Here is a 13,865-nt window from a genome sequence, read left to right as displayed (position 1 = left end):
TCAGCAGTGAAACAGCCGTTGTAATGACGCCGAGTCAATGATTTGCTCAAATCGCGTTCACCGCTCATTCAACCGGCTGAATCAATTCAGCATTTTGATTGCGGACGTTACCGACGGCTTTGCCGACTTTGTGCCATTCGAACGACTCGCTGCCTTCACCTTCGAACAACAACATCTGCTCGGCGCGCTCAATGGTGGTCGCCGGATCGAGCCACTCGCGTGCCAGTTCCGCGCCGAACACCACCGGGCGGCGATCATGGACATCGAGCAGGCCTCCGACCGCCTCGGCGGTAATGATCAAAAAACCGTCATCGTTTCGAGCCGCGCTTTGCGCTGTGGGAAACTGGCCGATGGCGGCGCAGAAAACCGCGCCCTGGTCCGCTCGACGAATCAGCCATGGCTGGCGGGTTTTTTCGCCGGTATCGACCCATTCAAACCAGTTGTCGACGGGGACAATCAGGCGATGGCGCCAGATCGCGCGGAAAAAAGCGCCATGGGCGACTTTTTCTACGCGGGCATTGATCGGCGCCGGGCGATCCGTGGCCCAGTGCGGCCGCCAGCCCCAGCGCAGGTTGTCGGCCTGAATGCTTTGCCCCTGTTGATGGAGAACCGCCAGCGCGGTGGTCGGCGCCGCGTTGTAGCGGGCCAGCGGCGCATCGCCGACGTGATTGATCAAGGCGTCGGGAATGCTCAGTGTGGCGACGAAGTCATGTATGCCGCGATATTGCGAGAGTCTTCCGCACATGGGCTGAAATCTCCGGTTGGCCATTTCAGGATAGTCGCTGAGGTCTCCAGCGGAAACTCTCTGCGTCAAAGCGCAATGACGTAGCGAGCGCCGGAACCAAAGCCTGTGTACCCTGTCCCATCTCGGCTCGCGAAGGGCGGTTCAGGGGCGGGAAGGGCGAGGGAAGTTGCCAATCGACAACATGACGGCAGCGCTCGCGCTCAAGGCGAACATGACATCTGGATTCAAGCTTTTTACTGCTGCGCTCATGGTGCTCGTCCTGGCCGGTTGCATCGCCGCACCGATAGAAATGACTGCGCAGACCCAAGCGCGCCTGCAGGCCCAGGCACCGGTGCGTTTCTTGTTGACCTTCGACGACGGTCCCAGCGCCTCGAGTTTGTGGAACCCGACGGCGATGGTGCTTGACGGCCTCAAGGACAATCCGCTGCAAGCCAATATCAAAGCGGTGTTTTTTGTGCAGACCCGTGCGCCGCGTGCGGGTAACAGCGAGACTGGTCGCAGTCTGATGCGGCGTGAACACGATGAGGGCCACATCCTCGCGTTTCACACGGCGACTCACTGGCACACCAATCATCGTTCACTCGACCCGCAACAACTGGAAGCGTCGCTGAGTAACGGCACGGCCGATATCGCTGCGATCACCGGGGCGCCGCCGAAATTGCTGCGTCCGCCATTCTGGAATTACGACAAACGCACCTTCGCCGCGTATCAGCAGCACGGTTTGCAGGTGTTGCTGACGGATCTAAGTGCCAACGACGGCAAGATCTGGGGCTTCAATGCCAGCCCACGTCGGCGCGCCAATTTGCTGCGGCAGTTATCCGAGGTGCGTGAACGTATCGCCGCGGGGGAATTGCCAACGGTGGACGGAGTGATACCGGTGGTGATGACCTTTCATGACCTCAATCGCTACACCGCGCGACATACCCGCGAATATCTGCAGATCCTGCTCGACAGCGCGGCCGCTACGGGCGTGAAGCTGGACCGCAAGCCTTTCTATGATGATCACGAAGCGCTGCAAAAAGCGGCGCTGGCGCGCACCGTTGAAAAAAGCTCGGAGCCGGTGAGTCTGCCGGGAATGTGGAACTGGATCTGGGATCATGACTCGCACTGATTTGTGAACCAATAGACATTCCAGCGTCAACGCATCTGCAGATGCTGATCTATGCTCTATCGATTAAACGGCCCCATCGCCCGCGAGGCGTGCCCCCATGCTTGCTCTTGACGACATCTGCTGCATCGTTGAATCAGGCTTTCCCGGGTTTGAATGCGAATGCAGATCCATGTCGCATGGTCTGTTACAGATCAAGGTCTATCGGCCGGAAAACGGCCGGGTCGAGTTGCTGCTCAACGGCGTATCGCCGGAACATCTCGTCACGATTCGCGCCATATCAAACTTCATCGGTGAACTGCGCACGGAGATGAGCGCCGGGCGCCGGGCGTTTGCCGGTTAAGGCGTCATAGACGCCGTTGAAACGCTTCAACAATGCGCAGCGTCGCTTCATTGGTCTTCAAATGACGCACCGCATCCAGCGGATGCCAGAGGCAATCGATGATTTCGTTCTGCGGGCGCACCTTCTCGAGGTCTGCAACCGACGCTTCATATACATGATGCCGGGTGCTGCCGCTCTGCATTTCCATCAAATACAACACATCGTCGGCATTCAGCCCGGTTTCTTCCTGCAATTCACGCACGGCCGCCTGCGCGCGGGTTTCCCAGGCTCGACCTTGCCGCCGGGCAATGTCCAGTGGCTGCGCGGTTTGCGGACCAGGAGGATGTGGCGATCCTGTTCGCATATAACGGTTGCACGTACTTTCATGTGTTACCTGTTTACGGCTTGTCACGATATTGTCATCAAACTGCAATATTTGAGCCGATGCCTCAAGTAAAGGTTTCAATAAGATTTTGAGCGCGCGTGGTGGCGTAAAGTGCAAGATTTCTGAGGGTCAGACCTGGCGACATCCGGTCGGCAAATTCTGTGAGTCAGGGTGTAAGGTAAGCCGGTGAAGCTTGAACTGACCGTAAGCAACTATGGAGGTGTCCATGAGCATGCCGATGTTGAACAAGATGCACATGAACGGCTATGACGTGCTTAGCGTGAACAATGGCCCGTGGCGGGTCTGCACCCAGGGTGACCGGCTGGCATCGTTTGCCAGCAAAGAGGAGGCGCTGGCTTACGCCGCAGCACTGCCTGGCTACAAAAAACGCTCGACGCGGGCGAAAAGTCACACAGCTCAGTGAATGGTTGTAACCGAGAGCCCCGGCAAATGCCGGGGCTCTTTGGTTGAAGGGGAAACCAGGTTGATACTCAGTGCACCTTGATTCGGCTGATGGCCCGCGCTTTCACTTCTTTGGCGTAGATTTGCAGCCGTTCCTCATCGCTTTGCAGCACCTGGCACGACCTCAGCACCGCTTGCGCGTCCGCTTCGTTGCCCGATTTGCGCAACTGCTCGGCGATGCGTTTCAGATCGACAGCTGACCAGCGCAAGTCCGATGCAACGCTTTGCAGGTCGCGCTGAAGTTCGTGTTCGTATTCATTGAGCCGCATGATCATCTCCTGAACATTCTCGGTAAAAGAGAGTAGTCGCATTTTTTCGCCGATGGGCAAAGCTCGTTCGTCTGTCTGTCCAGGTTGTGAAAAGTTGTGCAGATTGAACCACGGGCGGCGTGCCACGATGGATGTACGCCCGGTTACACGTTACATTCGCTTTTTTTTGGATCAGGAATACACCATGCGGATGTGGATCGGGGTTTTGGCGTTTGCCCTGTTGGCGGGTTGCTCGTTGCCGAGGTCACTCGTGCCGGGTGAACCGAATGTCAGCAAGACCAGCGACAAGGCACCCAAGGACTATGCCGCCTGTGTATTACCGTTGTGGCAGCGGGATGTAGCGAAGACCTCGCAAACCTCTATCTCCAACGGCTACCGCATCACCGCGCCAAGTGTCATCACTGCGGATGAGATCCTGGATATCGTCAAATACAAGGACGGCAGCCGGGTTTCGTTGTATCAGGGGCCGCCATGGGCCAAGTCGGGGGCGTTGCGCCAATCGGTGCGTGATTGCCTGTAGCCGTCTACGGCGTGAAACGCGCGGTGACAGTTGTAAGCAAACCGTTTGCCAGCGTGCGCTAGGCTTTCGAGTGTCGGTCGGCAAGACCTCGAAGGGAGCCTCGGATCATGGATGATCTGGTCAAAGAAGTCATACCGTTGTTGCAGTATCTGATTCCCGGGTTTCTATCCGCATGGATTTTCTATTCGCTCACAGCGTTCAAACGGCCTGATACATTCGGGCAGATTGTGCAGGCGTTGATTTTCACGTTTGTGGTTCAGGGAGCGGTCTGGGCGATAGGCTCTCTGTGTTTGTGGGTGGGTTCGAAAGGTTTTTCCATCGGCCGCTGGGACGCCAAAGCCGAAACCATGTGGGCATTCGTTGTGTCGCTGACGCTTGGACTGCTGTCCTGTTATCTGGCCACCAATGACAAATTGCATGGCTGGTTACGCGGTCGAAACGTGACGAAACAATCTTCCTACCCCAGTGAATGGTTCAGCATTTTTGCCCAGCACCATCGCCTCATCACGCTGCATCTGAACGATGAAAGGCGCGTTTTTGGCTGGCCTGTGGAGTGGCCACCAGAGGCCAGCAATGGCCAGTTCGTGATGCAAAATCCGTGTTGGCTGGATGCCGACGGGAAAGAAGTGCCTTTTGGCGCCGAGTTTTTGCTGATAGATTCCGGGAAAGTCAAATGGGTCGAATTCGGCCCGAAACAGGAGGTGTCGTCATGACAGCCAGAGCACCGCAACCAATGCCAGAATGGGTCGCACGTCGTTACACGCCAGATGGCAAGCCTGTGGCGAATGCGCAGCCCAAGGCACCTAGTGGTCCACCACCGCTTAAAAACCAGTAAGCTTTTTTACCCGCCCCAACCTTGCGCCACAGCCCGGCGAATCGCTTCCAGCAGCATCGCAAACGCCGGGTTGTCATTGTTCTCCCGCCAGATCAGGTGCAGTTCGCTCTGCACCCCCTCGCCCAGATCAATATCGCGAAACACCACGTTCTTGAACACCACGCTGGTCGCGCAACGCGGTACCAGCGCCAGGCCCATGCCGGCGTTGACCAACGCCAGAATCGTCAGTGATGAACCCAGCCACTGCACGTAGTCCGGTGCGACCCGCGCCGAGCGCAGCATGCCGGTCAGCAGTTCGTTGAACGGGGGATAGGCCGCGTGTGAATACATCAGAAACGGCTGTTGATCCAGATCGCTGACCAGCACTTGCGCGGCGGTCGCCAACGGATGTGCACTGGGCACCGCCAGCACAAACGGCTCACGGACCAGGCATTCGGTGGCGTAGCCCGGCTCCAGCAGCGGCGCGCGGGCGATGCCCAGATCGATGCGTCGTGCGCGCAGGGCTTCGTGTTGCTGATAGGTGTTCATCTCGCTCAGATCGATTTTCACCTGCGGCTGTTTCAAGCGTGCCTCGGCGATCACCTTGGGCAAAAACTCATACACCGCGCTGCCGACAAAACTGATGTTCACCGAGCCGATATCACCCTCGGCGAAACGCCGCGCGGTGATTGCTGCCTGCTGGGCGCGCTCAAGCAAATTCTGCGCTTCGATGAAAAATGCGCGCCCGGCGGCCGTCAGCGCAACGCTACGGGTGCTGCGGGTGAACAATTCGACGCCGAGGTGATGCTCCAGCAACTGGATCTGCCGGCTCAGCGGCGGCTGAGTCATGTTGAGCCGTTCGGCGGCGCGGCGAAAATTCAGTTCGGTGGCAACGGTGGTGAAGCAACGCAGTTGGGTCAGTTCGAACATTGATCTAATCCGGGTATCAATCGAATGCCAAGTTAGATTAGACGGGATCAATGCACGGCGTCCATGATCGACCCATCGCTTCACGCCATTCCTAAAAACAACAAGATCGGGAGTCGCCCCTTGAAAACCCTGCAGAGTCCAGCGGACGTCACGGTGCTCGCCCGTGCCGCCGCCAAGGTCAAGCGCCACGTGCTGCCGCTGTTCGTGGTGATGTTCATCGTCAACTACATCGATCGGGTCAACATCGGCTTTGTCCGCAGTCATCTGGAAACCGATCTGGGTATCGGGGCTGCGGCATATGGCCTTGGCGCCGGTCTGTTCTTTATCGGCTACGCGTTGTTCGAAGTGCCCTCCAACATGCTGTTGCAGCGTTACGGCGCACGGGTATGGCTGACGCGGATCATGTTCACCTGGGGTGCGGCCGCCATGGCCATGGCGTTCGTGCGCGGTGAAACCAGCTTCTATGTGTTGCGCTTCATTCTTGGCGCGGCCGAGGCGGGGTTCTTTCCGGGAATCATCTATTACTTCACGCAATGGCTGCCAGCCTCCGAACGCGGCAAGACCATGGCGGTGTTTCTCAGTGGCTCGGCGATTGCCTCGGTGATCTCCGGCCCGGTGTCCGGTGCGTTGCTGCACATCAGCGGCCTGGGCCTGCACGGCTGGCAGTGGATGTTTCTGATCGAGGGCGCGGCGTCGGTGGTGCTGTGCGCGTTCGTCTGGTTCTGGCTGCAATCGCATCCGCGTCAGGCGAAGTGGCTGAGCGAAGACGAGCGTGAAGCGCTGGTCGCGGCGATCGCTGAAGAGCAGCGTGCCCGCGAAGCAGTGCAGGTGAGCAAGCCGTCAATGTTCAAGTTGCTGGCGGATCGGCAAATCGCGTTGTTCTGCTTCATCTATTTTTCGATTGCCCTGACCATTTACGGCGCGACGTTCTGGCTGCCGAGCATGATCAAGAAGATGGGCAACCTTGGCGACTTCCAGGTCGGCCTGCTCAATTCGATTCCGTGGATCATTTCGATTGTTGCCATGTACGGGTTCGCCGCGATGGCCGGCAAGTGGAAGTTCCAGCAGGCGTGGGTCGCTCTGACCCTGGTGATCGCCGCTATTGGCATGTTCATGTCGACCACCGGCGGTCCGGTTTTCGCCTTCGTTGCCATCTGCTTCGCGGCGATTGGCTTCAAAGCGGCATCGGCGCTGTTCTGGCCGATCCCGCAGAGCTATCTCGATGCGCGCATCGCGGCGGCGGTGATCGCACTGATCAATTCCATCGGCAATCTCGGCGGCTTCGTCGCGCCGACGGCGTTCGGCATTCTCGAACAAACCACCGGCTCAATCGAGGGCGGACTGTATGGCCTGGCGGCGACTTCACTGATCGCCGCGGTGGTGATTTTCTTTGCCCGTACGGCGCCGGGCGCCAAAGGCAAAACCCCGGCAAAGCCCGCTGATGAAACCGCCGTCGTCGCGACGGCCAGCCCGGCCGCGAGCCACTGAATCGATTGTTGATCTGTCAGGAGCATCATCTTGAAAATCACCCGTGTCACGGTCACCCCGATTGCCTTTCGTGATCCGCCGCTGCTCAACGCCAGTGGCATCCACGAACCCTATGCCCTGCGCTCGATCATCGAGATCGAAAGCGATAACGGTTACATCGGCCTCGGTGAAAGTTATGGCGACGCGCCGGCGCTGGCGATCCAGCAACAAGTGCAGGCGCAACTGATCGGTCTCGACCCGTTCAACCTCAATCAGTTGCGTGCGATCGTGCAGGCGACGGTGGCGGCGCACAAACCGGCCAGTCTGGCCGGAGCCGAGCTGGCGCCGGGTTCACATGCCAGCAAAGCGGTGAGCAACGCCTATTCGGCGTTCGAAGTGGCGTTTCTCGATCTGCAGGCGCATTACCTGAACGTGCCGCTGGTGGACCTGCTCGGCGGCGCGATCCGCGAAGAAGTACCGTTCAGCGCCTACCTGTTTTTCAAATACGCGCAGCATGTCGATTCGCCGTACAAGCCGGATGATTGGGGCGAAGCGCTCAGCGAGCAGCAGATCGTTGCGCAAGCGACGCGGATGATCGAGGCGTACGGTTTCAAGAGTATCAAGCTCAAGGCCGGCACCTTGCCCCCGGAACACGAAGTGGCCTGCATCAAGGCGCTGAAGAAAGCCTTTCCCGGCTACCCGCTGCGCATCGATCCGAATGGCAACTGGTCGCTGCAAACCTCGATTCGCATGGCCGAGCTGCTCGGTGATGATCTGCAATATTACGAAGACCCGACGCCAGGCCTCGACGGTATGGCTGAACTGCACAAGCGCACCGGCCTGCCGCTGGCGACCAATATGGTGGTCACCGATTTCGAGGAGTTTCGCCGCAGCGTGGCGCAGAACAGCGTGCAGATCGTGCTCGCCGACCACCACTATTGGGGTGGCCTGCGCGACACCCAGACCCTGGCGAAAATGTGCGAGGTATTCGGCCTCGGTGTATCGATGCACTCCAACTCGCACCTGGGGATCAGCCTGATGGCCATGGCGCATGTCGCGGCCGCTGTGCCAAATCTGGATTACGCCTGCGACACCCATTACCCATGGCAGGAGCCGGACGAAGAGGTGATCAAGGGCGGCAAGCTGCCGATTGTCGATGGCTGCGTGAAGATCAGTCGCGCGCCCGGGCTCGGGCTGGAACTGGATCATGAGCAGTTGGGCAAACTGCATGATCAATACCTGACCTGCGGGATTCGCCAGCGCGATGATGTACGGCAGATGCAGCGGTACAAGCCGGATTGGAGGGCGGTCAAGCCGAGGTTTTGAGATCACCAGATCTGGCGCCTTCGCGAGCAGGCTCGCTCCCACAGAGGAAATGTATTCCAAATGTGGGAGCGAGCCTGCTCGCGAACGGAGCAACTGAATTCTTCAGAGTGTATGCATCAGCCAATCCCGAAACGCCGCCAGCGACGGCAGCTTTTCATTTCGCGGCGGATACACCAGATAGTAGCTGCGCCGACTGGTGATCGGCTCGCCCAGTTGCAGCAGCTCGCCATTCGCCAGCTCATCCTCGACCAGAATCCGCGGCACCAGCCCCACACCAATATTGGCCCGCACCGCTTGAATCAGGTGTGAGGTCATTTCAAAGCTTGGCCCGATGCGCATGCTGCGATGGGGCAAGCTGTGCTGACTGAACCATTCCGCCCACGCCTGGGCATTGCTGCTGACATTGAGCAGCAGTTGCCCGGCGATGTGTCGTTCGGCGTCGTCGCGCTCGGCGGCGGACAGTTGCGCGCTGGCAATGACCACCAGTTCCTCGGTGTGCAAGGGCAGGGCGGTCAGCCCCGGCCAATCGCCGCCACCGACGCAGATCGCCGCGTCGATTTCGCTGGTATCGAAGTCGATTGCTTCGATGCGCGAATGCAAATGCACGGTCATGCCCGGATGCGCGGTGTAGAAATCCTTGAGTCGCGGCAGCAGCCATTTCGAGCCGAAGGTTGGCAGCGTCGCCAGGCGCAGGCTGTGAATGCCGGAACCGAATGCCATCGCCTGCAGCGTCGCGCTGCGTATCTGCCCGAGCGCTTCGTTCAACTCCCGTTGATACAGGCGCCCGACGTCTGTCAGCACCACTTGCCGGCCTTCGCGAGTGAACAGGCGCATGCCGAGCATTTTTTCCAGAATCTGCACCTGACGGCTGACCGCACTTTGCGTCAGCGACAGTTCGTGGGCGGCGCGGGTGTAGCTTTCGTGGCGGGCAGCGGCCTCGAAAGCCAGCAATAACGACATGGACGGAGTAAGCGTGCGCGGATTCATTCGCAAAAGTCATCAATAGCGGGTCGAATTTACGGTTGTCCCAACGTTTGCCAGCAATGAACATGGACACCCTGAGATGGCGGAGCCTGACGCAATCATTCGTTGCGTACAACTGTTCACCGCCACACGGCCCGATTTTCACCGAGATACCCTGACCAATGATTGCCCAGCTGTCGCCCGCAAGCACCCTCACCGCCGATTACCAGGCGTTCCTCAAAGCCCTCAAGGCCAGCGGTTTTCGCGGTGAGATCAGCGCCGATTACGCCAGTCGCGTGGTACTGGCCACCGATAACTCGATTTATCAGCGCCTGCCCCAAGCGGCGGTGTTTCCCATGGATGCCGACGATGTCGCGCGAGTGGCGAAGCTGATCGCCGAGCCGGCGCATCAGCACGTGGTGATCACGCCACGCGGCGGCGGCACCGGCACCAACGGCCAGTCGCTGACGGACGGCATCGTCGTCGACTTGTCGCGCTACATGAACCGCATTCTCGAAATCAACGTCGAGCAACGCTGGGTGCGGGTGCAGGCCGGCGTGGTCAAGGATCAGCTCAATGCCGCGCTGAAATCCGCCGGGCTGTTTTTCGCCCCGGAACTGTCTACATCCAACCGCGCCACCGTCGGCGGCATGATCAACACCGATGCCAGCGGCCAGGGCAGTTGCACCTACGGCAAGACCCGCGACCATGTGCTGGAACTCGACATGATCCTGCGTGGCGGCGAGCGTTTGCACACTCAGGCGCTGGACGAGAGCGAGTTGCAAACGCTGTGCGCGCGTGATGACCGGGTCGGTGAAGTCTATCGCTGCGCGCGGCAGATCATTGATGAGCAGGGCGAACTGATCGAACAGCGCTTTCCCGACCTCAACCGCTGCCTGACCGGTTACGACCTCGCGCACCTGCGTGAGGCGGATGGCCGTTTCAACCTCAACAGCGTGTTGTGCGGCGCCGAAGGTTCGCTCGGTTTTGTCGTCGAGGCGCGGCTGAATGTGTTGCCGATACCCAAGCACACGATGCTGGTGAACATCCGCTACGCCGGTTTCATGGACGCGCTGCGCGATGCGCGGGCGTTGATGGCGCTCAAGCCGCTGTCGATCGAAACCGTCGATTCGAAAGTGTTGCTGCTGGCGATGCAGGACATTGTCTGGCATGGCGTCGCCGAGTATTTCCCGGCCAGCGCCGAGCGGCCGACATTGGGCATCAACCTGGTTGAATTCTGCGGCGACGATCCGGAAGAGCTGCAAGCTCGCGTCGCTGCGTTTGTCGAGCACCTGAGCAGTGATCAAACCGTCGAACGCCTGGGCCACACGCTGGCGGTCGGTCACGCGGCGGTGAACAAGGTCTACGGCATGCGCAAGCGCGCGGTCGGCCTGCTCGGCAACGTCGCTGGCGAAGCGCGGCCGCAACCGTTTGTCGAGGACACCGCAGTACCGCCGCAGCACCTGGCCGAGTACATCGCCGAGCTGCGCGATCTGCTCGACAGCCACGGCTTGCAGTACGGCATGTTCGGCCACGTCGATGCCGGCGTGCTGCACGTACGGCCGATTCTCGACATGAAAGATCCGCAGCAAGCGGCGTTGGTGCGCCCGGTATCGGACGGCGTTGCAGCGCTCACTCAGCGTTACGGCGGTCTGCTCTGGGGCGAGCACGGCAAAGGCTTGCGCTCGGAATACGCGCCGGCGTTTTTCGGCGAGCTGTACCCGGCACTGCAAGCGCTGAAAGCCGCGTTCGACCCGTTCAATCAGTTCAATCCCGGCAAGATCGCCACGCCGGCCAACGCCGGCGCGGCGCTGCTGAAAATCGATGAGGTGACCCTGCGCGGCGAACTCGATCGGCAGATCGACGAAAAGGTCTGGCAGGATTACGGCGCGGCGATGCATTGCAACGGCAATGGCGCCTGCTACAACTTCGATCCCGATGACGCCATGTGCCCGTCGTGGAAAGCCACCCGCGAGCGCGCGCAATCGCCCAAGGGCCGCGCCTCGTTGATCCGCGAGTGGTTGCGGTTGCAGGGCGAGGCGGGTGTCGACGTGTTGTCCGGAGCGATTCGCCGACCGGCGTTCTTTGCGACGTTATGGCAGCGCTGGCGCAACACGCGATCGCAATCGGCGGATTTTTCCCATGAGGTCTACGACGCCATGGCCGGTTGCCTGGCGTGCAAATCCTGCGCGGGACAGTGCCCGGTCAAGGTCAACGTGCCGGATTTTCGCTCGCGTTTTCTTGAGCTGTACCACACACGGTATCTGCGTCCGGCGCGGGATTATCTGATCGCTTCGCTGGAGTACAGCATTCCGTACATGGCGCGAATTCCGGCGCTCTACAACGGTTTGATGGGCGCGGCGTGGGTGCGCGGTCTGCTTGAGCGCGTCGGTGGCATGGTCGATGTGCCGTTGCTCAGCCGTTTCGATTTCCACGCGGCGATGCGCCGCTGGCAGGTGCAGCCGGCAACCGTTGCGACGCTGTCAGCGCTGACACCGGCGCAGCGTGAACGCAGCGTGGTGATCGTCCAGGACGCCTTCACCCGGTATTTCGAAGCGCCGCTGCTGGCGGATCTGGTCGAGTTGATTTCGCGCCTTGGTTATCAGGTTTACCTGGCGCCGTTCAGCGCCAACGGCAAGCCGTTGCATGTGCAAGGCTTCCTCGCGGCGTTCAATCGCGCGGCGCTGCGTAATGCCCGGCAGTTGCGTGAACTGGCGGACATCGGCGTGCCATTGCTGGGACTCGACCCGGCCATGACGCTGGTCTATCGCCAGGAATACCTCAAGGTTCCCGGTCTGCAGGCCTGCCCCGAGGTGCAACTGGTACAAGAGTGGTTGCTCAAGGCAATGCCCGAACAGGCGCCGCAACAGAGCGAGGCAAAATTCCGCCTGCTCGCCCACTGCACCGAGAAAACCAACGCGCCCGCCGCGACTCGGCAATGGGAGCAGGTGTTCGAACGTGCCGGGTTGAAACTGGCGACTCAGGCCACCGGTTGCTGCGGCATGTCCGGCACGTACGGTCACGAGGCGCGCAATCGCCAGACCTCGGCGCTGATCTACGAGCAGTCGTGGGCGCGTCAGGTCGACGCATCGGCGGAGCAGGGCGAAGCGCTGGCGACCGGTTATTCGTGCCGCAGTCAGGTCAAGCGCCAGTCGGATCAGGCGTTGCGTCATCCGTTACAGGTGCTGTTGGCGGCTCAGCGTCGCTGACGCTGTCGTCGCGGTCCTTGTCCCAGATCAGCCGCGGATCGAAGCTCATCGCCGCGAGCATGGTGAACACCACGACCAGGCCGAAAAACAGAATGCCCGGTCGTGGCTCGATATCGCCCAGCGTCTGGAATTTCACCAGCGCGGCGACCAGCGCCACCACCAGCACGTCGAGCATCGACCAATAGCCGATCAGCTCGACGAAGCGGTACAGCTTCGAGCGCTCCTTGCGCGCCCAGGCGCTGTCGCGCTGCACGGTGATCAGCAGCAAGGTCAGGGCGACGAACTTGATCCCTGGCACGGCGATACTGGCGATGAAAATGATCAGGGCGATGTCCCACGCTCCGGCTTCCCAGAATTCCAGCACGCCGCTCATGATCGTGCTGTCGGCGCCGCTGCCGAGCATCAGCGTGTTCATCACCGGCAGCAGATTGGCCGGTACGTAAAAGGCCAGTGCCGCGAGCATATAGGCCCAGGTGCGCGTCAGCGAATTGGTTTTGCGTCGGTGCAGTGGCGCATCGCAGCGCGGGCAATCATGCGGCTCGTCGCGCATGTCGCAGGCCAGGCCGCAACTGTGGCACAGGCACAGGTTGAGCTCGGCGGCGGTCGGTGGACGCTTCATAAAATGTCCCACAGTTCACGGATGTCGCGTCCGGCAATGCGGATCATCATCAGGCTCAGTGCCGCGAGGGCGAACAGGCCGATGCCCGGCAGCACATCAAGCAGTCCGGCGAGTTTGAACACCGCGACCATCGCCCCCAGCAGACAGACTTCGAGCATGCTCCACGGGCGCAGGGTTTCCAGCCAGCGCATTGACAGCTTGAAGCCCGGCGCCCGCCGCGACGTCAGGGCAAAACCCAGTACCCAGATCAGCAGCACCAGTTGAAAGGCCGGGGCGATGATGATTGCGATCGCTGCGACCATGGCGATGAAGGTGATCGGCCCCTGACTCAGGGCCAGCACCGAGTCCCACAGCGTGGCGCTGTTTTTCAGGCCCTGGAGGCTGATGCTCATCACCGGATAGAAATTGGCGAACAGCCAGAGCATCGCTGCTGTGAAGGTCAGGGCCAGACGCTGTTCGATGGTCAGGCCGTTGTAGCGCTGCAGCACGCCGCCGCAGCGTACGCAGAGGGTTTTCTGGTGTTTGGCGAGGGCGACTTTCTGGTAAACGCAGTCGCAGTGCTCGCAGATGATCAGGTGTTCGGTGTTGACCATGGACCACGCTCGGCAGCTCGCCGCAAGGGCAGGGGACTTGATCACTATAGAAGGCTGGGGGATTGGGCAAATGCTGGGTGGCTGCGGTACAGCGGATTTACTGTGTGGCTTGACCGCGGACAGTCAGCCAGTT

At 60.3% G+C, this 13,865-nt stretch carries 14 protein-coding genes and 1 pseudogene; 8 read left to right on the top strand and 7 right to left on the bottom strand.

Annotated elements, in window-relative coordinates:
• Window positions 1-64: 64 nt before the first annotated feature.
• On the bottom strand, window positions 65-745 hold the full coding sequence (locus tag M0746_RS13870) for an SOS response-associated peptidase family protein (RefSeq protein WP_258449587.1): 681 nt from the start codon (window positions 743-745) through the stop codon (window positions 65-67).
• A gap of 211 nt (window positions 746-956) precedes the next feature.
• On the opposite strand from M0746_RS13870, the gene M0746_RS13865 reads away from it, so the two are divergent.
• Complete coding sequence (locus M0746_RS13865) at window positions 957-1,856, top strand: polysaccharide deacetylase family protein (protein ID WP_258449586.1); 900 nt, start codon at window positions 957-959, stop codon at window positions 1,854-1,856.
• A gap of 97 nt (window positions 1,857-1,953) precedes the next feature.
• Window positions 1,954-2,196 (top strand): DUF1652 domain-containing protein, encoded by a 243-nt coding sequence (locus M0746_RS13860; RefSeq protein WP_208937800.1) that lies wholly within the window; start codon window positions 1,954-1,956, stop codon window positions 2,194-2,196.
• Window positions 2,197-2,200: 4 nt separating this feature from the next.
• Here the strand turns inward: M0746_RS13860 and M0746_RS13855 are convergent.
• A pseudogene (locus tag M0746_RS13855) lies at window positions 2,201-2,562 on the bottom strand (NUDIX hydrolase).
• 224 nt (window positions 2,563-2,786) lie between these two features.
• Between M0746_RS13855 and M0746_RS13850 the strand changes: the two are divergent.
• Window positions 2,787-2,984 carry a DUF2188 domain-containing protein gene (locus M0746_RS13850; protein ID WP_208937798.1) on the top strand — a complete coding sequence of 66 codons (198 nt, stop codon included), beginning with the start codon at window positions 2,787-2,789 and terminating at the stop codon, window positions 2,982-2,984.
• Window positions 2,985-3,051: 67 nt separating this feature from the next.
• Here the strand turns inward: M0746_RS13850 and M0746_RS13845 are convergent, their stop codons facing one another.
• Window positions 3,052-3,291 carry a hypothetical protein gene (locus M0746_RS13845; protein ID WP_208937797.1) on the bottom strand — a complete coding sequence of 80 codons (240 nt, stop codon included), beginning with the start codon at window positions 3,289-3,291 and terminating at the stop codon, window positions 3,052-3,054.
• Between the two features lie 184 nt (window positions 3,292-3,475).
• Here M0746_RS13845 and M0746_RS13840 point away from each other — a divergent pair, with 184 nt between their 5' ends.
• Together M0746_RS13840 and M0746_RS13835 are read left to right on the top strand one after the other, a co-directional pair.
• A complete protein-coding gene (locus tag M0746_RS13840; protein ID WP_258449585.1) occupies window positions 3,476-3,811 on the top strand; it encodes a hypothetical protein in 336 nt (111 codons plus the stop codon).
• 107 nt (window positions 3,812-3,918) lie between these two features.
• Window positions 3,919-4,524 carry a DUF6338 family protein gene (locus M0746_RS13835; RefSeq protein WP_258449584.1) on the top strand — a complete coding sequence of 202 codons (606 nt, stop codon included), beginning with the start codon at window positions 3,919-3,921 and terminating at the stop codon, window positions 4,522-4,524.
• A gap of 128 nt (window positions 4,525-4,652) precedes the next feature.
• Here the strand turns inward: M0746_RS13835 and M0746_RS13830 are convergent, their stop codons facing one another.
• On the bottom strand, window positions 4,653-5,555 hold the full coding sequence (locus M0746_RS13830) for a LysR substrate-binding domain-containing protein (protein WP_258449583.1): 903 nt from the start codon (window positions 5,553-5,555) through the stop codon (window positions 4,653-4,655).
• A gap of 120 nt (window positions 5,556-5,675) precedes the next feature.
• On the opposite strand from M0746_RS13830, the gene M0746_RS13825 reads away from it, so the two are divergent.
• On the top strand, window positions 5,676-7,043 hold the full coding sequence (locus M0746_RS13825) for an MFS transporter (protein ID WP_258449582.1): 1,368 nt from the start codon (window positions 5,676-5,678) through the stop codon (window positions 7,041-7,043).
• Window positions 7,044-7,073: 30 nt separating this feature from the next.
• Window positions 7,074-8,348 carry a glucarate dehydratase family protein gene (locus M0746_RS13820; RefSeq protein ID WP_258449581.1) on the top strand — a complete coding sequence of 425 codons (1,275 nt, stop codon included), beginning with the start codon at window positions 7,074-7,076 and terminating at the stop codon, window positions 8,346-8,348.
• A gap of 102 nt (window positions 8,349-8,450) precedes the next feature.
• Here the strand turns inward: M0746_RS13820 and M0746_RS13815 are convergent, their stop codons facing one another.
• On the bottom strand, window positions 8,451-9,335 hold the full coding sequence (locus M0746_RS13815; protein ID WP_258449580.1) for a LysR substrate-binding domain-containing protein: 885 nt from the start codon (window positions 9,333-9,335) through the stop codon (window positions 8,451-8,453).
• Between the two features lie 158 nt (window positions 9,336-9,493).
• Here M0746_RS13815 and ydiJ point away from each other — a divergent pair, with 158 nt between their 5' ends.
• Entirely contained in the window at window positions 9,494-12,520 is a 3,027-nt protein-coding gene (ydiJ, locus tag M0746_RS13810) for a D-2-hydroxyglutarate dehydrogenase YdiJ (protein WP_258449579.1), read from the top strand.
• Here ydiJ and M0746_RS13805 read toward each other — a convergent pair.
• Together M0746_RS13805 and M0746_RS13800 are read right to left on the bottom strand one after the other, a co-directional pair.
• Window positions 12,453-13,139 carry a paraquat-inducible protein A gene (locus tag M0746_RS13805; RefSeq protein ID WP_258449578.1) on the bottom strand — a complete coding sequence of 229 codons (687 nt, stop codon included), beginning with the start codon at window positions 13,137-13,139 and terminating at the stop codon, window positions 12,453-12,455. The two genes, ydiJ and M0746_RS13805, sit on opposite strands and share 68 nt — an antisense overlap.
• On the bottom strand, window positions 13,136-13,732 hold the full coding sequence (locus M0746_RS13800; RefSeq protein WP_258449577.1) for a paraquat-inducible protein A: 597 nt from the start codon (window positions 13,730-13,732) through the stop codon (window positions 13,136-13,138). Before M0746_RS13800 ends, M0746_RS13805 begins: the two co-directional genes overlap by 4 nt.
• Between the last annotated feature and the right edge of the window lie 133 nt (window positions 13,733-13,865).

Origin of the sequence: Pseudomonas sp. S11P7 (assembly GCF_023195435.1) — a bacterium.
Lineage (GTDB): Bacteria > Pseudomonadota > Gammaproteobacteria > Pseudomonadales > Pseudomonadaceae > Aquipseudomonas > Aquipseudomonas fluorescens_G.
Note: the sequence above shows the minus strand (reverse complement) of the source record. Positions and strands in the feature narration are given on the sequence as shown.

Bases quoted from the DNA above. Each gene is read 5' to 3' on its own strand.
- M0746_RS13870 (WP_258449587.1), bottom strand. From the start codon at position 745: ATGTGCGGAAGACTCTCGCAATATCGCGGCATACATGACTTCGTCGCC.
- M0746_RS13865 (WP_258449586.1), top strand. From the start codon at position 957: ATGACATCTGGATTCAAGCTTTTTACTGCTGCGCTCATGGTGCTCGTC.
- M0746_RS13860 (WP_208937800.1), top strand. From the start codon at position 1,954: ATGCTTGCTCTTGACGACATCTGCTGCATCGTTGAATCAGGCTTTCCC.
- M0746_RS13850 (WP_208937798.1), top strand. From the start codon at position 2,787: ATGAGCATGCCGATGTTGAACAAGATGCACATGAACGGCTATGACGTG.
- M0746_RS13845 (WP_208937797.1), bottom strand. From the start codon at position 3,291: ATGCGGCTCAATGAATACGAACACGAACTTCAGCGCGACCTGCAAAGC.
- M0746_RS13840 (WP_258449585.1), top strand. From the start codon at position 3,476: ATGCGGATGTGGATCGGGGTTTTGGCGTTTGCCCTGTTGGCGGGTTGC.
- M0746_RS13835 (WP_258449584.1), top strand. From the start codon at position 3,919: ATGGATGATCTGGTCAAAGAAGTCATACCGTTGTTGCAGTATCTGATT.
- M0746_RS13830 (WP_258449583.1), bottom strand. From the start codon at position 5,555: ATGTTCGAACTGACCCAACTGCGTTGCTTCACCACCGTTGCCACCGAA.
- M0746_RS13815 (WP_258449580.1), bottom strand. From the start codon at position 9,335: ATGAATCCGCGCACGCTTACTCCGTCCATGTCGTTATTGCTGGCTTTC.
- ydiJ (WP_258449579.1), top strand. From the start codon at position 9,494: ATGATTGCCCAGCTGTCGCCCGCAAGCACCCTCACCGCCGATTACCAG.
- M0746_RS13805 (WP_258449578.1), bottom strand. From the start codon at position 13,139: ATGAAGCGTCCACCGACCGCCGCCGAGCTCAACCTGTGCCTGTGCCAC.
- M0746_RS13800 (WP_258449577.1), bottom strand. From the start codon at position 13,732: ATGGTCAACACCGAACACCTGATCATCTGCGAGCACTGCGACTGCGTT.